Origin of the sequence: Aeromonas sp. FDAARGOS 1409, assembly GCF_019048705.1 — a bacterium.
Taxonomy (GTDB): domain Bacteria; phylum Pseudomonadota; class Gammaproteobacteria; order Enterobacterales; family Aeromonadaceae; genus Aeromonas; species Aeromonas sanarellii.
In genome coordinates this window covers 4,149,829-4,170,754 of record NZ_CP077395.1, presented here as the reverse complement: position 1 = coordinate 4,170,754, position 20,926 = coordinate 4,149,829, and the positions used below count along the sequence as shown (strand labels likewise).

Annotated in this window: 17 protein-coding genes; 5 read left to right on the top strand and 12 right to left on the bottom strand. The window is 53.0% G+C overall.

The genetic code is table 11. From position 1 onward, the window contains the following. Nucleotides 1-94 precede the first annotated feature (94 nt). The 3 genes from I6L39_RS19300 to I6L39_RS19290 form a co-directional block, all read right to left on the bottom strand. A complete protein-coding gene (locus tag I6L39_RS19300) occupies nt 95-1,594 on the bottom strand; it encodes a hypothetical protein (RefSeq protein ID WP_254203699.1) in 1,500 nt (499 codons plus the stop codon). Nucleotides 1,595-1,792: 198 nt separating this feature from the next. Then, on the bottom strand, nt 1,793-2,701 hold the full coding sequence (locus I6L39_RS19295) for a nuclease-related domain-containing protein (RefSeq protein WP_216990555.1): 909 nt from the start codon (nt 2,699-2,701) through the stop codon (nt 1,793-1,795). Between the two features lie 276 nt (nt 2,702-2,977). Further along, on the bottom strand, nt 2,978-3,997 hold the full coding sequence (locus I6L39_RS19290) for a Fic family protein (protein WP_216990554.1): 1,020 nt from the start codon (nt 3,995-3,997) through the stop codon (nt 2,978-2,980). 602 nt (nt 3,998-4,599) lie between these two features. On the opposite strand from I6L39_RS19290, the gene I6L39_RS19285 reads away from it, so the two are divergent. From I6L39_RS19285 to I6L39_RS19275, 3 genes are all read left to right on the top strand, one after another. Beyond that, entirely contained in the window at nt 4,600-6,093 is a 1,494-nt protein-coding gene (locus I6L39_RS19285) for a hypothetical protein (protein WP_216990553.1), read from the top strand. Nucleotides 6,094-6,172: 79 nt separating this feature from the next. Beyond that, entirely contained in the window at nt 6,173-7,063 is an 891-nt protein-coding gene (locus I6L39_RS19280; RefSeq protein WP_216990552.1) for a hypothetical protein, read from the top strand. A gap of 164 nt (nt 7,064-7,227) precedes the next feature. Further along, entirely contained in the window at nt 7,228-7,623 is a 396-nt protein-coding gene (locus I6L39_RS19275; protein WP_254203697.1) for a DMT family transporter, read from the top strand. A gap of 66 nt (nt 7,624-7,689) precedes the next feature. Here the strand turns inward: I6L39_RS19275 and I6L39_RS19270 are convergent, their stop codons facing one another. The 6 genes from I6L39_RS19270 to I6L39_RS19245 all read right to left on the bottom strand — a co-directional run bounded on the left by I6L39_RS19270 (nt 7,690) and on the right by I6L39_RS19245 (nt 11,769). Continuing rightward, nucleotides 7,690-8,673, bottom strand: coding sequence for an MDR family oxidoreductase (locus tag I6L39_RS19270; RefSeq protein ID WP_216990551.1), 984 nt, complete (start codon nt 8,671-8,673; stop codon nt 7,690-7,692). Between the two features lie 52 nt (nt 8,674-8,725). Next, a complete protein-coding gene (locus I6L39_RS19265; RefSeq protein WP_216990550.1) occupies nt 8,726-9,361 on the bottom strand; it encodes a TetR/AcrR family transcriptional regulator in 636 nt (211 codons plus the stop codon). A gap of 116 nt (nt 9,362-9,477) precedes the next feature. Next, on the bottom strand, nt 9,478-9,726 hold the full coding sequence (locus tag I6L39_RS19260) for a GlsB/YeaQ/YmgE family stress response membrane protein (protein ID WP_010675223.1): 249 nt from the start codon (nt 9,724-9,726) through the stop codon (nt 9,478-9,480). 141 nt (nt 9,727-9,867) lie between these two features. Further along, on the bottom strand, nt 9,868-10,593 hold the full coding sequence (gene lpxH, locus I6L39_RS19255; protein WP_216990549.1) for a UDP-2,3-diacylglucosamine diphosphatase: 726 nt from the start codon (nt 10,591-10,593) through the stop codon (nt 9,868-9,870). Next, nucleotides 10,590-11,282, bottom strand: coding sequence for a DUF4269 domain-containing protein (locus I6L39_RS19250; protein ID WP_216990548.1), 693 nt, complete (start codon nt 11,280-11,282; stop codon nt 10,590-10,592). The genes lpxH and I6L39_RS19250 overlap by 4 nt, the downstream gene beginning before the upstream one ends. After that, nucleotides 11,272-11,769 carry a peptidylprolyl isomerase gene (locus I6L39_RS19245; protein WP_216990547.1) on the bottom strand — a complete coding sequence of 166 codons (498 nt, stop codon included), beginning with the start codon at nt 11,767-11,769 and terminating at the stop codon, nt 11,272-11,274. The genes I6L39_RS19250 and I6L39_RS19245 overlap by 11 nt, the downstream gene beginning before the upstream one ends. 190 nt (nt 11,770-11,959) lie before the next feature. On the opposite strand from I6L39_RS19245, the gene cysS reads away from it, so the two are divergent. Together cysS and I6L39_RS19235 are read left to right on the top strand one after the other, a co-directional pair. Next, nucleotides 11,960-13,336, top strand: coding sequence for a cysteine--tRNA ligase (cysS, locus tag I6L39_RS19240; protein WP_216990546.1), 1,377 nt, complete (start codon nt 11,960-11,962; stop codon nt 13,334-13,336). Between the two features lie 184 nt (nt 13,337-13,520). Beyond that, nucleotides 13,521-14,561: an IS481-like element ISAs19 family transposase gene (locus I6L39_RS19235; protein ID WP_216990438.1), complete on the top strand. Its 1,041-nt coding sequence runs from the start codon at nt 13,521-13,523 to the stop codon at nt 14,559-14,561. Nucleotides 14,562-14,670: 109 nt separating this feature from the next. On the opposite strand, the gene I6L39_RS19230 is transcribed toward I6L39_RS19235, so the two are convergent. From I6L39_RS19230 to I6L39_RS19220, 3 genes are read right to left on the bottom strand one after another with little or no spacing between them, the layout of a single operon-like run. Further along, the gene (locus I6L39_RS19230) at nt 14,671-17,193 is read right to left on the bottom strand and encodes a DEAD/DEAH box helicase (RefSeq protein ID WP_080633013.1); all 2,523 of its coding nucleotides are present in this window, start codon (nt 17,191-17,193) and stop codon (nt 14,671-14,673) included. Continuing rightward, complete coding sequence (locus tag I6L39_RS19225; protein WP_216990545.1) at nt 17,190-18,668, bottom strand: hypothetical protein; 1,479 nt, start codon at nt 18,666-18,668, stop codon at nt 17,190-17,192. The genes I6L39_RS19230 and I6L39_RS19225 overlap by 4 nt, the downstream gene beginning before the upstream one ends. Then, the gene (locus I6L39_RS19220; RefSeq protein ID WP_080633015.1) at nt 18,665-19,651 is read right to left on the bottom strand and encodes an MBL fold metallo-hydrolase; all 987 of its coding nucleotides are present in this window, start codon (nt 19,649-19,651) and stop codon (nt 18,665-18,667) included. Before I6L39_RS19220 ends, I6L39_RS19225 begins: the two co-directional genes overlap by 4 nt. Between the last annotated feature and the right edge of the window lie 1,275 nt (nt 19,652-20,926).

Below are 20,926 nucleotides of genomic sequence, written 5' to 3'. Positions count from 1 at the left end.
AAAAGGGTGAATCGCTACCAGTGTTCTAAACACATCCAGTCCATTCTCAGTAACGGGTAGCGATTCACTTTCAGTTTGCTAGCAATAATGTCAATTATGCCTTGGCCTGACGCCACTTAGTTAGCCATCGATACTGTTCGGGATGAATGCGTAACAGCTCTGCGATAACTGCTTCACGTTTATCGGCTGTCATCCGGGTAAGAAGCGACCTGACATCCGACATAATACTGTCACGACCAGCGCCTCTGGCTTCCGCCTTGCAATACCACTCATGTCCCTCACTAATGTTGCCAAGCTCGATACAGACTGCGCCAAGTAGTGTGCAGGGGCGAAAGTTGTTGGGTTGAAGACGGTGAGCCTCAGCGCCCATGTTCAATGCGGCAGTATGGTCGCCATGGTCACGCATCGCGCCACCATGCGTGGTGAGAATGGCGGATTTCAGCTTGGGCTGAACCTGCCTCTTGACTGGGATGGCACTCAGCAGCGCAATCGCCTCATTCGATGCTGCGCATTTACGCAAGTGTCCGCTGGCATTGACTGCACTCCATGGGTTCTTGCTGTTGCGGTACTCCGCTAGCCAGTGATCAGCTTCGAGTCGGTTGTAGCTATGCAGAATCTCCTTTGTCTCGTACTCACGGCCATTGCTCTTGAGCCAGATGGTTTCAGTCTCCAGCAGCCGTGTACCTGCATCCAGCTTGAGAAGGATTGCCATGAGCTGTTTGAGGTGATGTGATTCGACATATCCAGTTACACCATACTTCTCCCTGAGTGCTTGGTTCTTCATCCGTGCGATGTACTTGGGGTCACTCTCACGCTGAATCCGCTCAGCCTCAAGTCGCACACTTCGGGCTTTCTGCTCGGCTTTATAACGTTCTTCATCTGCGGCCTTCTGAGCGGCGATCTCGCGTTGTTTCTGTTGCGCAAGCTCGTTTCGTTGCTCCTGTTCCGCTTTCCCTTTTTGGTCAAACTGCTCTTGGGAGAGTTCGCCGGTCAAGAAGCACAGCAAGGCATTCAACCCTCTGTTCAAGAGAAATTGTCTGTTAGCTGCTGATATCGTCGCGCCTTGTCCTGCCGCGACAAGGAGGCTGTGCAACCTGGCACCGCCCGTGATCGCACTGGTGATATCATCCACCCAGAATTGTCTGGCCAGTTCATGCGGGGGGAGGGACACAGAATTCTGGCCATCGGCCAGACCATTTTTGATCCGGAATTTCTGCAGGTAATCCCAAGTGGGATTTTGACTGGTCTTCTCTATATTAGCTTTGTCGTCTGGCTGAGCAGCCAAGGGCTTCGTGATTGAAGGTTGGTAGCGATGCACAATCTTTCGGCCCTTATAGTAAAGAGATTTAGAACGGCGCTGCTCCTGTTCTACCGCAGATTGGCGTCTGAACTCAGGGAGAGTCATATCGCCGTTGATAAAGCCTCTCAAGGCGTTGAGGTCGTAGCTGGCTAGAATGTCGTAGCGGGGCGAAGTCAGAGGCTCATTCCTGAATATGGCTACGAGCAAACTATGGAGGTTATCGCCTATCGATAGGGCAGCAGGAATGTCATCGACACCGTAATAAGTTGCGAGATCCATAGGCGAGATAGACATCGAGTACACTCCTTGTGCAAAAAAGGCATTAGTACAATAGCGCCGCTGGCTTTTTACCCGCAATGGGTGACTTCAATTTCATCGCTGCGAACTCCCCCCGGTTTCCTCTATACCCCAAGAGCCTCAAACTGAGGGGCATTCAAGGGTGGAGGGATAAGTTTGCTGACTGATGGCGTATCAGTTGGCAATCAAGCCCTGTTAGCCTGCCTTGGCGACGTCCCGTACTTTTTGCTCTACTTGGTGCGCTATGGCCTGGATCTGGGCCAGTTCTAGTGAGCCAGCCCTAAATTGGGGGAGTTGCTTGGGGAGTGCAGCGGCACTGACGATGTAGGGGAAGGTGATCTTCTGGCGTAAATCCACAAACCAGCCAGGTAGAACTAGAACGCCACCTACCGGGACTTCGGTCCCAGTTGCACTGTTGAGCCAGTTACGCACGGTAGTGACGTTACGGCGGACCTGTTCGAGCGGCGCTTTTTCAACATGGTTTGGGAAGTGAAGCGCATCATTTTCGACCCGAACCTTGAACTGTTTTTCTCCATTGTTGATGGGTTTGGAGCGGCCTTTAGTTTCGATGACAAAGACCCCGTTAGGGCAAATGATCAAATGGTCGATATTGAAGCCATCAAACGGGATATCGTGGTAAACCCGATAGGGGTGCTGTGGGGGCCTAACGATTTGGTCCAACTCCTGACCGACTGCCAGTTCACAGGAATAACCCAGCTTGAGGTGCTGAACCTTGTTGGCCATTTTGTAAGTTTTGGTTGTGCCATAGATAAAGAGGCCCAGCATAACGACCCCGGAAATCAGCATCACTGTCGTGCTCATAGCCCTCTTATCGATGTAGCTCTGTAACAAGAGGTAGAACCCGATCATCATCATGGTCAATGGCGTGAATAGCATTTGGGAAAAGAGATCTATTTGCAGGTCCTGGATTTGCTGTTGCAGGGTGTGACCCGCTGGCCTGAGCAGGTCGGCGGTCAACGGGCTGACCCTATGTGAGCGAAGCCTTTTTCTTATTAACAAGATGATTCCGACAGATAAGAATATTGGGCACAGGAACAAGCCAGTAGTTGCCAGAACAGATACCGCGAGCGACGAGAATTCCATTTCATGCGTCTTTTGGGGATGTGGTGAGGTCAGGTTAGCTGACCTGTAAGAGTCTATCCATTGGGATGTGGGGCAAGTATCACAGTATCTGATTATCCCCAATGGAGATCTTACACCTTGTGGTGTTAGTGAGATAAAACAGAGAGTTACTGCCCCCCCTTTGTGCGCAAATGGGGTTCGTTGCGTTTGGGTTTACTTGGCTGGTTGTATGTTTACTGATGCGACCCGGAAGCTGGGCGGCTGTAGTAACACACTCGGTGGCATTAGCAAGCTGTCCTATGACAACACTTCCCAATGCCCACCCTTGCGCGGACCAACAAAGCGCAATCGCCCCGCTTTAACCAATGCGGCAGCTGCTCGCTCCACCGTGCTGGTCGATTTGCCTATTCGCTCGGCTACTTGTGTCAGGGTCAGGGCAGGCTCGCTCGCCAAGAGCGCCAACACTGCATCCGGTGTTTTTGCCCGCATTTCTACCTTCATTTCTACCGGCGTTTCTACCCTCACTTTTTCTGGCGGGGTGGGCTGAGATGTCGGCTGTGCGGTAATCGCTTCGGCCAACGCATCTCGCAGCGCCTCTAGCAGAAACAGAATAAAATCGGTGCAGTCACTCAGCCTGTCGGCCTGACTTAATTGGTGGTAGTAGTGCTCTTGGCGCTCTTTGATGATCGCTTCCACCGGCAGGAAGGCCATCACTGGTTGCCAACGGCTCAAGATCACCGTTTGCCACAAGCGTCCCATACGACCATTTCCATCGGAAAAGGGGTGGATAAACTCCAACTCGTAGTGCAAGGCACAAGAGGCGATCAAGGGATGGGCCTCTGTTTCTGCCAACCATTGCATCAGTTGTTCCATCAGACGCGGAACCTGAGTCGCGGGGGGAGCCATATGCACTAATTGCTCACCTCGATAGATGCCGACCCCACTGCTACGCCATTGCCCTGAGTCATCGCATAACCCGTGCATCAAACGTCCATGGGCCCTGAGCAAATCTGCAGAAGAGGTAGGGGCCCAAGCCGACATTGCTTCATAAGCGGCAAACGCATTGCGCACCTCCTGGATCTCACGGGGCAATCCCAGTACAGGTTTGCCGTCGATCACTGCCGTGACTTGATCCAGGCTCAGGGTGTTGTGCTCGATAGCCAGGGATGCCTGGATGGTGCGGATCCGGTTTTCCCGGCGCAGCATGGGGACTTGCGAGCTCTGCGTCGAGCGCCATTGCCCCACCAATTCTGCGATCTCCGCCACCCGGCTCAACATGGCGTGGGTCAGGGTGAAGGGAGGGGAATAGGCTGCCATGGGGGACTCCGACTGAAACGATTGCAAATGCGAAGGCTCAGAGATTATCAGATCGGGGGCAAGACCAACACGGCGGCGTATCTTTGCGAATTCTGTGATAAGCGGTATGCGATGTTCTATGACGGGGTGCGATTTGTTGCGAACTTGCGGTGTTACTCGCTCCATCTGCTTGCTATTTCATGCAGTGGGATGCGAACGAGGCCCTTTGATTTAAAATCCCTCGCCGTTCGCGGCGTGCCGGTTCGATTCCGGCCTCGACCATTAAGATTAAAGAAAAATTTCTGACAGATTAAACAGATACGACGCCTCATGGCGTCGTTTTTGTTTCTGCTCCCCAGCGTTTCCCCTCTCTCACTTTTCCTTTTTTGTCCATTTCTTGTCTACACAGCTTGCAACTGGCGACACAGATCCCACCCGCTTTCCCCACATCGCTAGGGAGATGAGGCAATCCCATCTTAAGAGTGGGGGAATCACCGTTAGGCCACTACACTCGGAATCCAGGTGCAGCCTTCCAATGGTTGACGGGAAGTGCCATCAGACTCGCCAGTGCGCAATGGGAATCGCGTGGAGCAGGATACCTGATTGGAAAGAAGGAGACGGTGATGACTGAGATCAGACCACGCTGGGAGTGGCGTTCATTTGGAAGGCGCTTCGGGGCTGCAGAGGAGCGGCTGGCTCGGCTCGCTCCTAGCGGAGTCCAGGAAAGTGACGAGATCTACCTGCTATCCGGCGCTGGCGAGAACGTGAAAGTACGAGATGCGTTGATGGATATCAAGGTGTTGCGGGAGGTTAACGCCGATGGCCTGGAGCAGTGGACGCCCGTCATGAAGGCCGGTTTCCCGCTTCCTGGGGTTGAGGCCGTGAAAGTACTTGAGGCCCTCCGGCTGCCGGTGCCGACGTCGGTGCGTGAGAGCTATACGCTCGATGAATTCATTGGGCAGTTTGCCGCGCCGGGTGGGTCAGTCCGAGCCGTGAGGGTGCACAAGCGGCGAGTTCGCTATACGGTCGATGGCTGCATGGCAGAGCTCTCAGAGGTGGTGGCGGACGGCAAGTCGACCCGAACCCTTGCGGTCGAATCGGAGGACGCTGCCGGCGTGATGCGGGCTGTGCGGGGGCTCGGCCTGGAGGGTTACACGAACACCAGCTATCCCCGGGGCCTGGCCGCCCTGATAGACGATGTTAACGAACGCTACGCCGTGATAGACGCCGGCACCAACTCCATCAAGTTTCACGTCGGCGAGCGCAGCATCGACGGAAAATGGCGGACCGTCGTCGATCGGGCTGAGATGACCCGCTTGGGTGAAGGCCTTTCACAAGGGGGCAGAATCATCGAAGCGGCCATCGAGCGGACGATTGCGGCGATAGCAAGCATGGTTGGCGAAGCCAACCAGCATGGCGTACGGGCCATCGCCGCCGTCGGTACCGCCGGGCTGAGAATTGCATCCAATGGCGGTGACGTTGTAGATGCCATTCGAGCGCGTACCGGCATTCATATCGAAGTCATCTCGGGTGAAGAGGAAAGCCGGATGGCCTATCTGGCTGCCAAGGCCGGCCTGGGTCTGAACCGGGGTTCGCTGGTCGTCTTCGACACAGGCGGTGGCAGTTCCCAGTTCACCTTTGGGCACGATGCCGTGGTCGACACGCGTTTCAGCGTCAACGTCGGAGCGGTGAGTTACACCGAGCGTTTCGGGCTCGACCGTGCCGTCTCGCCCGAGGTGCTGCGCGAGGTCATGGCGGCCATTTCGGCCGACCTCTCGCGCCTTGACGGGCACCTGGTACCGGACGCGCTGGCCGGGATGGGCGGTGCGGTAACCAATATCACGGCCGTGATGCATCGTCTCGCGACCTATGACCCGGTAGTTGTTCAGGGCAGCATCGTCGATCGTGGGGAGCTTGACCGTCAGATCGAGCTCTACCGGTCGAGGGATGCGGATGCCCGTCGCGCCATCGTCGGCCTGCAGCCGAAGCGTGCGGAGGTGATCCTCGCCGGAGCCTGCGTGGTGCGAACGATAATGGAGAAACTGGGCAAGGACAGTTTCACCGTCAGCGATCGCGGTCTGCGTCACGGCGTGCTGGCCGAGCGTTTCGGAGACTGAATGTTGCTCTACTTGCAATGAGAAAGGTTTTGGCGATCGAGCCGAATGGTTTGCTGAATGCAGCGAAGGGGATGTCATCATGATGAGCAAGGCGACCACAACACCCACACTGAGCGCGAAGCCTGTAAGTACCACCAAGGCCGTCGCTCCCCAGCAGCAAGCACCAGCGCCCCACAAGACGGTGAAGCCAGCACTGGCCAAGCCCCTTACGAGCGAGCAGATAATCGAAATGTTCAGGCTCGTGAAGGGGTCCACCAGTGTTGAACTCAAGTTGTCGGTTCCCCTCACCAGCGCCCGTGCGACGATCAAGAGCATAGGGCTCGATCCGGTCGAGGCCCAGCCGCGACAGGCTTTCTTCTTCGATACACCCGAGCTGGCCCTGTATAAGGCCGGCATCGTCGTCCGGGCGCGGCGCATCCAGGGGGGGGATGGAGACACTGTCATCAAGCTTCGCCCGGTGGATCCCTCCACCATAGATGCTGAGCTGCGCCGCGTGGCAGCGTTCAAGATCGAGGTGGATGCGATGCCGGGTGGATTCGTCTGCTCGGCTTCGTTCAAGGGGGTCTGTACCGGTCAGGAGGTGCTTGACGTGGCCTCGGGCGAGATGCCTTTGCGTAAGTTGTTCTCCAAGGAACAACGCGCCTTCTATGATGCCCATGCTCCTGCGGATATCCCGATGGACCAGTTGGTCCTCCTCGGACCCGCCTTCCTGCTCAAGGCCAAGCACACGCCGAAAACGACGGTGTTCGATCGCCCCATCGTCACCGAGGTCTGGCTCTATCCTGATGGCTCACACATCATGGAGCTGTCCGTCAAGAGCCTGCCGAAAGAGGCCTTCCAGGTCGCGGCCGATTTCAAGGCTTACCTGGCCAGCCACGGGATCGCCCTCGGCGCGGACCAGTCAGCAAAGACCCAGACAGCGCTGAAGTTTTTCAGCGCCAGACTCAAGAAGGAGGGATTAGCCGGCTGAGAAGCTGCGTGACAGGTTGACGGGTCTGTATTCAAAATCGGTCTGCCAAAGGCTGTTGGGGTCTTGATCGTGCCTGTGATGAGACTCAAGGACGCATTTTTCTGTAGACGACCCTGAACAGCCAGCTGGCACGAGGACTCGGGGGAGATTCGGTCACCGCCGCCTTGTTCTCCTTCGCGGCCGGGGCATTCAGCCTTGGGATCTTCTCGCTGCTGCGCGGCGGATTATTCACCTCCCTTGCGGCTATTCCGTCACAGCCTCTGTGGAGTCTGGCTGGCGGCCTGATCGGTGCATGCGCCCTGTTCAGCTATGTCGTGCTGGCACCGAAAGTCGGGTTTTCGGCCCTGCTTGGGCTGGCCATCGTCGGACAGCTGCTGTCATCCCAGGCCATCGACCATTTTGGTCTGCTGGGCACCATCCAGCGTCCGGTATCTGTGATAAGGCTGGGGGGAATGCTGGTCATGCTGACCGGGCTCGTCGTCATGTTGTTCGGTGATCGGCTAGCAGATCGTTTTCTGCCACTGACGAAATGGCATCCCGGTTTGGTTGCCATGGCCTGAATAAGCCTGGCCACAGAGAGGATCGCCTGACTTGGTCAGGCGATCCGGCTCATATCGAGTCAGTCATCACCCCTGGACATTGACCAGGATCCGGCCGCGCACCTGGCCTGCCAGGAAGGCATCCCCCAGGGCCACGACCTGGGAGAGGGGCACTTCCCGGGTGAGGAGATGGAGGCGGGTCAGGTCGAGGTCCTCGGCCAGCCGGGCCCAGGCCTGCTGGCGCAGCGGACGCGGCGCCATCACGCTGTCTATGCCATAGAGGGTGACGCCGCGCAGGATGAAGGGCATGACGGTGGAGGGGAAGTCCATCCCCCCTGCCAGGCCGCAGGCGGCCACGGCGCCGCCGTAGCGGGTAGTGGCGCAGGCGTTGGCCAGGGTATGGCTGCCGACGGTGTCGATGACGCCGGCCCAGCGCTCCTTGCCCAGAGGCCGCCCCGGCGCGGCCAGCTCGGCGCGATCGATCACCTCGACGGCGCCGAGGGACTGGAGATAATCCGCCTCGTTCAGACGTCCGGTGGCGGCCACGACCCGATAGCCCAGCTTGGTCAGGAGGGCGATCGCCACGCTGCCCACGCCGCCGTTGGCGCCGGTCACCAGAATGTCACCGTCCCCGGGGGCCACGCCGTGCTTCTCCAGCGCCATCACGCAGAGCATGGCGGTGTACCCTGCGGTGCCGATGGCCATGGCATCCCGGGGGCTCAAGCCAGAGGGCAGAGGCACCAGCCAGTCGCCCTGGACCCGTGCCCGCTCCGCCAGCCCGCCGCTGTGGGTCTCACCCACGCCCCATCCGTTCAACACCACCTTGTCGCCGGGGCGCCAGTCGGGGTGCTGGCTCTCCAGCACGGTACCGGCAAGGTCGATGCCGGGGATCAGGGGGAAGCGGCGCACCACGGGGGCGGCACCGGTGAGGGCCAGGCCGTCCTTGTAGTTGAGGGAAGACCACTCCACCGCCACGGTCACATCCCCGGCAGGCAGTACCTCCTCGGGGAGGCTCTGGTAGCTGGCGCGATAACCCGTCTCGTCTTTCTCGATCAGAATACCCTTGAACATCTTGTTTCCTCGCATTAATTGGACTGCGTGACTATTAATGAACGTTAAAAAATCACTTGGCTAACTTCATGAAAAAATTGAGAAAAGAGAGCATAGGCTCGGTATTGCCCACCAGGCGTGCGCGCAGTACGGCGCCTTCCCAGCCGATCCAGAACTGATGGGCGAGGGCGGGGCAGTCGCTGTCGTGAGGCAGATCCCCCGTCGTCACCGCCTCCCTCAGGCACTGGGCGAGCAGCGCCTCCCAGTCGAGCAGGATCTGCTCGAGGCGAAGGCGCAGCTCGGGGGAGAGTTGCACCACCTCCTGGCCCAGGTTGCCCACGAGGCAGCCACGCTGGAACGCGAAGCGGGTCATGCCCAGGCAGGCGCTGTCGACGAAGGCGCCAAGGCGCGCCAGGGGGGACAGGCTCGCATCCCCCAGATAGCGCGTCAGCTTGCGGCAGAAGTAGTGGTGATAGGCATCCATGACCGCCAGGGTGAAGTCGTGCTTGGTGGCGAAGTAGTGATAGAAGGAGCCCTTGGGGATCCGGGTCGACTGCAGCACCCGCTCGATGGAGGTGGCGGCGATGCCCTGCTCGGTCAGCAGCTCCATGCCCCGGCGGATCAGCAGATCCCGGGTGTCGGCATAGGTGTGTCCGTGCTGGGCAGGGCGGCCGCGGGGGCGGCGGGGCAGGGCGTCATTGGGTTGCATGGGGGTTATTAGACGCCTCGTCTAGAAATAATGCAAGCCAGGGGCTGAAGGGATGGGGCGGGGCGAAAAACAGCGAGGGCGCCAGTGGCGCCCTCGCATCGGTTGACGTTGGTTTCTCAACTGCGCAGCTTGTTGTAGACAAACAGCACTATCAGGGCGCCGACGGTGGCGATGATGATGCTCGGCAGGTTGAAGCCGGTGACGGTTCCCATGCCGAGCAGGGTGCTGACATAGCCCCCCACCATGGCACCGACCACCCCCAGGATCACCGTCATGAAGAAACCGCCGCCATCCTTGCCCGGCATGATCCACTTGGCCAGGATGCCGACGATCAATCCCAATACCACCCAGGTAAGAAATCCCATGAGCTCGTCCTCGTTGTGTGCAAAGAATGTGTGCAAAGAACCAGAGTATACGCAGGGATCCGGGTTGTATCCCGCCGCGGGTCGGCGTGAGTCAGAAACGGTCTTATGAGACTCGCTCATGACCATGGCAGGCAGAGGGCCTCAGCCGAGCGCGCGGGTGTCGAGCCGCTGCCCCGCAGGGGTGCACACCAGCACCGAGCCCTGCTCGAACCAGTCTCCCAGCACGATGCGCCGTGCCGGTCGACCGTCCAGGGGGAAGTCGTGGATGGCGGGCCTGTGGGTGTGGCCGTGGATCATCAGGCGGCAGCCGTGCCGGCGCAGCATGTCGTCCACCGCTTCCGGGGTCACGTCCATGATGATCTGGCTCTTGTGAGCATTTTCCATCTGGCTCTGGCCGCGCATCTTGTGGGCGATGGCTTGTCGGCGTGCCAGCGGCAGGCGCAGGAAGAGCCAGCGCAGCCATTTCTGCTGGGTGATGCGGCGAAACTTCTGATAGCCCTCATCCCGGGTGCAGAGCAGATCGCCGTGGCTCAGCAGCACCCGCTCGCCATAGAGCTCGATGACGCAGGGGTCGCCGAGCAGGGTCATACCGGCCCGCCTGGCAAACTGGCGCCCCAGCAGGAAGTCGCGGTTGCCGTGGATAAAGTAGACAGGCACGTTCTGCTTGCTCAGGGCGAGGAAGGCATCGGCCACCTCGCGGTGGAGCGGGTTGGGGTCGTCGTCGCCAATCCAGAATTCGAACAGATCCCCCAGCACATAGAGGGCGTCGGCACCGGGCGCCTCCTCGGCGAGAAAGCGCACCAGGGCGGCGGTCATGTCGGGCCTGCCCTGGCTTAGGTGAATGTCACTGATAAAGAGGGTGCTCATGAGGTCCTGGGCATCATGGTAAGAGAGTCCCGCCGAGGCGAATCGCAGGGGCCGTCGGCCGGGTGGATGAGGGGAGACCAGCAAAGCCCCGCAAGACTGCGCCCCTCCAGGGTCAGCAGCGCCTCGTAGGGGTCGCCGGACAGGCCCAGCAGGCGGCAGATAGCCGCTTCCCCCTTGAGCCCTTCATCAAAGCGCAGGCGCAGCACTGCCTGGTGGAAGGGCTCGCCAAAATGGGCCAGCAGGGCGGCCATCAGGCTGAGGTGGCGCCAGCCGTTGAGGTGCTCGAGGGGATCTGGGGTGATATAGAGCTCAAGGGACCAGCACTGGCCATCGGGCCCGCGACGGCTCTGCTCGGCGATCCAGACCTGCTCGCCCTTGCTTCGCACCTGCCAGCCTTGGGTTGCCAGCATCGCGGCAAGAGAGGCCGGGCCCGGGTGCTGGCAGAGGATGTCGAGATCGCTGCCGGGTCGGTCGAGCCCGATGGCGACCGTGCTCACCAGGGCCATATCGTCGCACAGGGGGCCAAGCTCATCCCACAGGCCGGCACTCAGCAGGGCATGGGCCGAGCGCTGGCGTGCGTTGCCACGGGCCAGATAGTCGAGGCGGCGCCAGTTCGGGGCGGCAGATGGAAAAACTGCGGCCGGGGCCGCAGTGGTATCAGAGCCTGGCCGGTAGGGATTACTCGGCAAGGGTCACCTTGGTGATCACCACGTCTTCGGTCGGGACGTCCTGGTGCATGCGGCCGTAGTTGCCGGTCTTCACGCCCTTGATCTTGTTGACCACGTCCATGCCGGCGGTCACTTCACCGAACACGCAGTAGCCGAAGCCCTGGGTGGTGGCGGACTTGAAGTCCAGGAAGTCGTTGTTGTTCACGTTGATGAAGAACTGGGCGCTGGCGGAGTGCGGCTCCATGGTGCGGGCCATGGCGATGGTGCCGACCTTGTTGGACAGGCCGTTGGCCGCCTCGTTCTTGATGGGGGCGCGGGTCTCTTTCTCTTTGAAGCCCGGGGCATAGCCGCCGCCCTGGATCATGAAGCCGTCGATGACGCGGTGGAAGATGGTGTTGTCGTAGTGACCGTCACGGCAGTATTGCAGGAAGTTGGCCACGGTTTCCGGGGCTTTTTCCGCGTTCAGGGTGAGGGTGATGTCGCCGTGGTTGGTGTGCAGAGTGACCATGAGTTGTCCTTTCATTTTGACGCGAGCGGCAAGGTGCTCGCAGGTGTATGGCATAAAGTGGTGGCAATTCTAGCCCATCAGGGCCCTGCGGCATAGATGGCAGGGGGGAGAGTCGGCTTTTGCGCCTCGTTTTCTATACCGGATGCGGTTAGAATGGCAGGCCATTTTACTCACAGGCAGTGGTCATAAGATGCTGAAGATATACAACACACTCACTCGTCAAAAAGAAGAATTCAAACCTATCCACCCGGGCAAGGTGGGCATGTATGTGTGTGGCGTTACTATCTATGATCACTGTCATATCGGCCACGGTCGCACCTTCGTCGCCTTCGACGTCGTCGCTCGCTACCTGCGCTACAGCGGCTACGAGCTGAACTATGTGCGCAACGTCACCGACGTGGACGACAAGATCATCAAGCGCGCCGCCGAAACGCACGTGACCTGTGACGATCTCACCGAGCGCCTCATCGGCGACATGCACCAGGATTTCGACGCCCTCGGCATGGTGCGCCCTGACATCGAACCCCGCGCCACCCAGCACATCCATGAAATCATCGCCCTGGTCGAAACCCTGCTGGAAAAAGGGCATGCCTACGTGGCGGACAACGGCGACGTCATGTTCATCGTCGACTCCTACGCCGACTACGGCAAGCTCTCCGGTCAGGATCTGGAGCAGCTGCAGGCCGGTGCCCGGGTCGACGTGGTGGATGCCAAGAGGAACCCCTTGGACTTCGTGCTGTGGAAGATGTCCAAGCCCGGCGAGCCGACCTGGGACAGCCCTTGGGGCCCGGGTCGCCCCGGCTGGCACATCGAGTGCTCCGCCATGAACTCCAAGCACCTTGGCAACCACTTCGACATCCACGGCGGCGGCTCGGATCTGCAGTTCCCGCACCACGAGAACGAAATAGCACAGTCCTGCTGCGCCCACGGCGGCGACTATGTCAACACCTGGATGCACAGCGGCATGGTGATGGTGGACAAGGAGAAGATGTCCAAGTCCCTGGGCAACTTCTTCACCATTCGCGATGTGCTGGCCCACTATGACGCCGAAACCGTGCGCTACTTCCTGATGTCCGGCCACTACCGCAGCCAGCTCAACTACTCGGAAGACAACCTGAAGCAGGCCCGCGCCGCCCTGGAGCGGATGTACACCGCCCTGCGGGATCTGCCGGCGGCCGCCGCCGCCGGTGGCGAGGAGCAGGTGGCCCGCTTCAAGGAGGCCATGGACGATGACTTCAACACCCCGGAAGCCTACTCCGCCCTGTTCGACCTGGTGCGCGAGATCAACCGCCAAAAGGGTGAAGATATGGCCGTGGCCGCCGGCCTCGGTGCCCGTCTGCGGGAGCTGGGCGCCGTGCTCGGCATCCTGCAGCAGGATCCGGATGCCTTCCTGAAGGGTGACGAAGCGGACGAAGAGGTCGCCGAGATCGAGCGCCTGATTGCCGAGCGCAACCAGGCCCGCGCCGACAAGAACTGGGCTGCCGCCGATGCCGCTAGAGCCCGTCTCACCGAGATGGGCATAGTGCTGGAAGACAGCGCCGGCAAGACCAGCTGGCGCCGTGCCTAAGGCCGGTGGCGCTGCTGGCGCCAACCGCTTGACCCAATAAAAAAACCGCAGCCCTGGGGCTGCGGTTTTTATTGGTTGTATGGAGATGGTATTCACCTGACAGTTGCCCACAAAAGGGAGTGGTCATACGGCTTCAAACCGGATAACAAAACGGTACCCCTACCGTGTTATCTGGAGTCACCGTATGACCACCAACGAGAAAGTAGCACGTCGCAAACTCAGCCTGCTAGAGCTCGCCAAAGAGCTCAATAATGTCAGCAAAGCCTGCAAGCTCATCGGCTACAGCCGTCAGCAGTTCTACGAAATTCGCCGTAATTACCAGACCTATGGCGCCGAGGGATTGCTCGACAAATTGCCCGGCTGTAAAGGGGCTCATCCCAATCGGGTCGCTCCCGAGATTGAACAGGCCATCCTCGATTACTCCCTCACCAGACCAACTCATGGCCCGCTGCGGGTCGCGCAAGAACTGGCTCTGCAAGGCATCAATGTCAGTGCGGGCGGTGTGCGTGGCGTGTGGCAACGGCACGACTTGCTCTCCAAACACGACCGCTTGCTGCGCCTTGAGAAAACTCACCGGGAGCAGACCATTGAGCTCAATGACGAGCAGATTCGCCTGCTCGAACGCTTCAGCCCCGAGTTTCGCGAACGCCAGATTGAGGTTCACTACACCGGAGAACTGGTGGCGGTCGACACCTTCTTCGTCGGCGCGCTCAAGGGGGTTGGCAAGGTGTATCTGCAAACCGTGCTGGACTGCTATAGCCGCCACGCCTGGGGACGGCTCTACACCAGCAAGCTGCCGGTGACCTCGGTTCATGTGCTCAATGAAACGGTACTGCCGTTTTTCGAGGCCCACGAGGCACGGGTCTATACCATCCTGTCGGATAACGGGCGCGAGTTCTGTGGACGAGCTGACCACCATCCCTACGAGCTGTTCCTGCAACTGGAGGGGATTGAGCACCGGACAACTAAGGTACGCAGGCCGCAGAGCAACGGCTTTATCGAACGGCTGCATCGCACACTGCTGGATGAACACTTCCGTATCAAGGGGAGGACGACCTGGTATGAGTCGGTAGAACAGATGCAGACAGACCTGGATAGCTACCTGGAACACTACAACACCCAGCGGCCACATCAGGGCAGGATGATGGAGGGACAGATGCCTTACAGCATGTTCAAGAAGGGTCTGAAATTGATACCGAAGGAAGTGCGCACTAAAGTAGCGTAAACAAGACACCGGTTTGAGGCCGGTGTCAGGTGATAACTAGATCTGTACATATTGGTTTTAATGTTCTCTCATTTAGTTTAAATAAAAAATATGTCTAATACTTGCAATCTTATTTTGCTATCCAGCTTAACTCCTTTCTAATAAAACTATCCCCACGAAGAGCTTCTTTTAACATGGGGATATTAACTATGACTTTAGAACCTTCGTTAGAGAAACTAATGCATTTAATATGTTTTTTTATTATCTCGCTTGCCGCTAACCTAGAAAAACCATAGTCTTGTAAAGCTGCCTCCCTCATATCCATCGTCCCATACTCTAACAATGGGGCAAGATTGCAACCAGCTGCGGACTCACCAAAAACTGCTTTGCTTAATTGATAAAAGTGAGAGCAGCGGCTTTCAAGCTCAAAAGTTACTTCATTTTCAATGCAAGAAATTGTTTCAATTATCTTTTGGTTCAAATGAACTGGATTATTTTGATCAAAATCAACCCAGCGATAAGTTTCTGGATCTCTAACAGTTTTCCCATATTTAATTCCATTATCAATGATTACGGAAAGGGGAGACCCCATAAGCCAAGAGTAAACAACATTAATCAACTGGTCTACGGAATTATCTGTAGATCTAATGTTATAGACCTCATTAATTGTTCTGATGTATTTTGAAACATCTTCTCTTGAATAAGATTTTAATATATTTCTCGGGTCTCTAGAGTATTGATGAGCTCTAGACTGTAGGTCACTATCGAAAGTGTGATTGCTTGAGAATGCAATAGGATCAATATCAGATATTTGTTTACGGACTAAATGGGCCAAGGAAGAGTCTATTATCTGATTCCTTATTTTTTCACTGAAGCCATTGAGTAGACTGCCTAATTCACCATTGTTCTTATAGTTAAGGACTTCCGAGAGTATTAATGCACTTATCTCTTTAATGTTTTTATCTGGAGATATTGTTTTCCCGTCAAGATAGTTAAGTATTTTCCTATGCTTAGAAAGTAAATTAATGAATCCATCATTAATATCTACTCCTGCACTTTCTTTAGCCCGTATCTCTACAGAATCCCAAATTTTCTCTATTTCACCAATACAAAATATGTTTCCAGATAGCTCATTGCGATACCGCCCTGCTCTGCCAGCTAGATTCCAGAAGTCTAGGTTACATTTCTCGGCGTCATTAAGTGTGCTTTGAGTAAATGGGTATATAAAAACATTTTGTGTAGGGAGATTAACTCCTTCTAATAGTGTTGATGTACAGAATATGTACTTAATTTTTTTGTTAGCATATAAATCCTCAATGCGCTTTCTAATAAACGTTGGCAATGAACCATTATGTAATGCTATGCCATAGCGTAAATACTTCGCGAGTATAAAATCTTTATGTACAAAATCTGAAATAAATTTTGCTTCATCGATAAGGTCTATGTCGTCTGTTTCATGTAGTTGTCCATTTGCTATCATATAGTCAATGAAATGCCCGCATTTTTTAACACATTCTATTTTGCTAGAGATGTAAATAAGGTTTGAATGTGATAAACGGCCAATTGAGCTAATAAGCTCAAAGCCATTGTTGTATTTTATTTTGGGGGAAAATTCGAAGGTTTCTCTTTTTACAGTGTCAAAATATTTAAATACACCATTGACTAAGTTTGAAAAATAAAGATTTTGAGTAACAGGGCTTTCTCTAACAACTAAGCTTTTTGCATTTTCATTTAGATTAAATGTTTTAAAAAACATTTCTGGATTTGATATCACAGGACTGGAAAAAACTAGCCTGACGTTTGGATAAAAATCTAGTGTTCGTCGGATAACTTTGAAAAGAGTTATTGCTCTGTTATTTTTTCGATCGGCTAATTTATGTGCTTCATCAATAAATAGTACGTCAATGATGATATCTGTGCCTGAGTTTTCAAATAAAAAGTTATTATATCTTTCTTGAGTGAAGATAAGAATGTTTTTACTGCTTTTGTTAAAATTGGAAACAGCCTTTGTCACATTGATGTTGCTAATTTCTCTATCTGTGAGCATTCGTCTAATGTCAATTAGATATTCCTCAAGAAGAGCTTTAGTGGGGAGAATGAAAACTATATTGTTAACGGATTTAATAAGATCTATGGCTGTGTTTTTAATTAAAAATGATTTACCTAGTGATGTTGGACCAGAAAAACTAAAATGCCGATTGTTAATTATAGCGTTGTAAATTTCAAACTGTGCATTTGTGAATATATCTGAGGTGTTGCTTATCTTTTGGTTAATTTTTCGGTAATTACTGGTAAGTTCAATGCTGACAGGAAGATGCAACCGTTGGTCGACAAATTTATTCTCAGCAGAAAACAGACCAAATTTATTCAAGACAGATTTTATAACTAGCTGGCAGCTTGGTTCGTTTCTATATAATTCATATAAAGATGCTATTATTTTTAATGATAAACTTCGATGTAAGCTGTCGTCTGAATTAGACAAGAAGTCGGAATACTTTAACAACTGGTGATATTCTTTAATTGTAATTTCATTGGAATTACTACCATTAAATCTATTAATTGATGTTGTTAGACATAGCTTTTCATATTTATGGTCAAAGTCATCGCTATTCGCAATGCGTGCACAGATATAATTTACGGCATTGACGTTCATTCAAGAATTTCCTCCATAATATCTGCTATCTCATTGCTCTTATTAACTGGCATTACATATAGGCTTACATTTAGGCCATAATTAATCGAGTTCAATGTTTCATTGTCGATATTATCTATAGCTTGCTGAACTATGTTTTTGATTGTATCTTCAATTGGCGTATTATTTGATGGTGGGCAAGATTGCATATTCAAGCAGTGCATTATAGCTAGATTGCTAATGAACTCATTCTGTTCACTAAACAGGGCCTTATACAATAGCTCACATTCTTCATGGCTGTACTTCATATTTAAAAATGAGCGTTCAGCTATTAGTTTTGAATTGAAAGAATATTTTGTAATATTTTGAATCATGTCATTTAGTGATTGGTTTAACTTTTCAATCAATGCTCCCTCACCTCCAAAACTTGAAACTATGAACTCAAGGCCATGTTGGGAATCATTTAAAAGATGTACATGATGATAATGAGAGTGGTCTATGTAGGTAGAGTATATATGAGGCGCGTTTAATACCGATTCAACTACGCGACTTGATAGTAATTTATATGCAGGTTGCCTATGTTTTTGATCCCTCAATACTTTTAAGGCTGATGACGTCAGAACCGTGCCATTCAAAGCTTTATCTGCGTGTCCTAACACAAAGCCAAGTTCACTGGTGAGTGATTTAGCAATCGGATTTAAGTTGAAATGTGGGAATCCTTTATCAATTGGGACTAAAATTGATATTGAGATGTTACTATTAACATTAATCGTTGAGATTTGTTTAAAATGGTTTTTAAAACTCGTATCTAGGGTTACTTTACTTGGTTGATCTGAAAAAACCCGAGAGTTAAAGAAAATGTTCAAGTCATCGAAATTTATATCAAAAAGAATATCACCCGAGAGATCGTTTCCCTCTTCATTGGTCGTTAAAATTGAATAAGCTATAGGGATATCTGTTGACTCCTGTCCAATAACAAGTGAGCCAGATATACCATTGTAATCAGAGCTTTTCTCAACGAGTTCAGGATGTGGGTTGCTTTGAATATTGAAGTAACATTCAGAACCGTCAATTTCAGGAGAATTTAAAAGTAAGCGTAATGGGGAATTTTGCTTTGCTTTGTAGCCAAAGGCTATGAAATTACCGTTGTTTTCTACAAGTTTACCTAACCTTAATGGTGTGTAGCTTTTTTCTTGTACTTGAATTATAGAAATATCTTTGTTTTGTAGGCCATAAATTTTTTGAGGAGTTAATTTTATATGCGCGTGTTTATTTAATGTAATATGAGATGTGCATAACTTAATATTACATTGTTTACAACAATCACTAACACCATCATTATAAGGTTCACACTGATTTGAGATATGGCATACCCCATGTTTAGAGCTAATGACGTATGAGCTATCATCAGCGCTAGATTTGAAATGATAGCCACTTGACTCAGAGATTGAATCGGAAAGATTAGTTATGATTTTCACCACATTTTTTCTACTCATAGCACAACTCTATTTACACCATTCTCTGGATAGGTGATTGAAACTTTATATCCTTGAACCACACATTGATCATACATTGTAGTTATTAGCTCATTTTTACTGCTCATGTGTATTTTGGCATTTTTATTGAAGTTTATTATTCTACATATGGTTTTGTTGTTGGGGTGATTGTGACGGCTTTTATCTGCGCAAATGATGTAATCAGTATTGCCTATTAACTTTAGTAGTTCAGCGTTTGTGTTTTTCTCGCTGGCATGATGGGATAACTTGACTGCATTAAATGATATATTAGACAGGTCTTTTGACTTTAATGCTTGGATGATATCGCTTGGGTGGCTATCACCAAGAAACAATACGTTGTATTTTTCATATGTAAGAATGAAGGATATACTTGACCTATTAGTGATGGAGGTGTCTTCGATAAAAAAATCATTATTATTTTTTAAATCCAAAAGAGATTCACAAATAGATTTTTCAATTCGGCTCGTTACTGATATTTTTTTGTTGTGTTGTTTCTTTTTGGCTTTTTCATTTAGCCGTTCAAGTATGTCATTGTTTGGCGTAAGAGCTGTTAGAGTTATATTATTGAAGGTTAAAGGAGAGTCTTCATATTGAAATGTTTGAACATAAACCCCTAAAGTACAAAGTGACTTTTGAAGTTCCCTATCTTGTCTAAAGGAAATTTTTTTATTGTTAGTGTCTTTTTTTATAATTTTTTCAATCAAATCAAGACTATTAAATATGAATTTTTGTATAACCACGCCATCAGCCATAAGATATTTGTAACCACCGATGTGATCATCATCATTATGTGTGACAATTGCAATGTTGATTGGCTTCCCATTTAAAATTCTTTTAAGACTCTTTGTTAGTTGTCGGCGAATCTTGAATGATTCAGGCCCTGAATCAACCAAGATTATGCTTTCGCCACAAGTAACCAGTAGGCAGTCACCGTGCCCTGCGTCAATAATATCAATTTTCATTTTGCTTTTACTTGTTCTAAATAAAAACTTGACCTAGTTAAGTTATTAACACGGCGGAATACTCACTATCGGCCTTCAATTTAAAACCATTTCCCGATATGGATGTGTGCCGCTTGCTGTTGTACTCACAATGATTTTTTCACTTATGCAACCATGTTGATGAAGTCTTTTGCATAGGTGCGACAATCTGATCTCGCCACAGGGTGGGCGAGGGATTGGCTCTGAGATAACAATCAGCCCGATCTTTGCCCCGAATAGACAGGGTGCTGTTACTGCGGTGCAATGCGCTGCGCTTATTGCACCCTACGCCTGTTAACCGACCTCGGTGCCGCGGGTTGCGTGTTGCCCCCTGTTGTTCGCCGAGGTGAGACCGTTTGTCCAGGCCGCGAGGCAGGACGCCGAGCGAGCGCCGCTGGGCCAGGGATGGCCCATCGGCGCGTGCCGTCGGACAAAGGGGGGAACCGAGGGCACCCGACGCAGGAGGGCGAACAAGCGGGGGTGGCCTTTCTTTTGGTGACTTTTCTTTGGCCACGCAAAGAAAAGTCACTCGCCCAAGCCCGAAGGGCGGGCGAAACCCTGTCGAGGACGGAGTCCTCGCGTCCTGCATGGCGAAGCCATGTCAATCCAGCGGTCTACGACATCGAGTAATGATGTTACCGACCCCTCACCCTGGCCCTCTCCCCCAAAGGGGCGAGGGGATAAGGGCGAAACCCGGTCGAGGGCAGCGCCCTCGTGTCCTGCATGGCGAAGCCGTGCCATTAGGCGTGGGGCGGCATTCGCCAGGCAATGACGTTACCGAACCCCTCACCCTAACCCTCTCCCACAAGGGGAGAAGGGATGGTTACCGCGGACGATTACGCTCCGCTAATCGACCCTACATGGTGGCGCCGTGCCAATCAGGTGAGCGACCCCTCACCCTGACCCTCTCCCGCAAGGGGAGAGGGGATGGTTACCGAGGACGATTACGCTTCGCTAATCGACCCTACTCGACCCTACCAATTGTTTTCAACGTCTCATCCGCAAGGGGAGAGGATGGAGCCCCGAGGCTGACGGGCACTCCCGTCGAGGGTGAAACCCTCGCCCCTTGCCGCAGGCGCGGGATGCCGGGCTGGCATCCGCCAGAATTGCTACCGCCCCTGGCTCTCGCTACCACAATGCGCCGCTGACCCGACGGGACGAAACCGGGGCCAACGGGCACCCGTTACCATCCTACGGAGCCGACGGGGCCCGATCCACGGCTATTGCTGAGGGATGTGTCAGAAATGATGGGTTTTT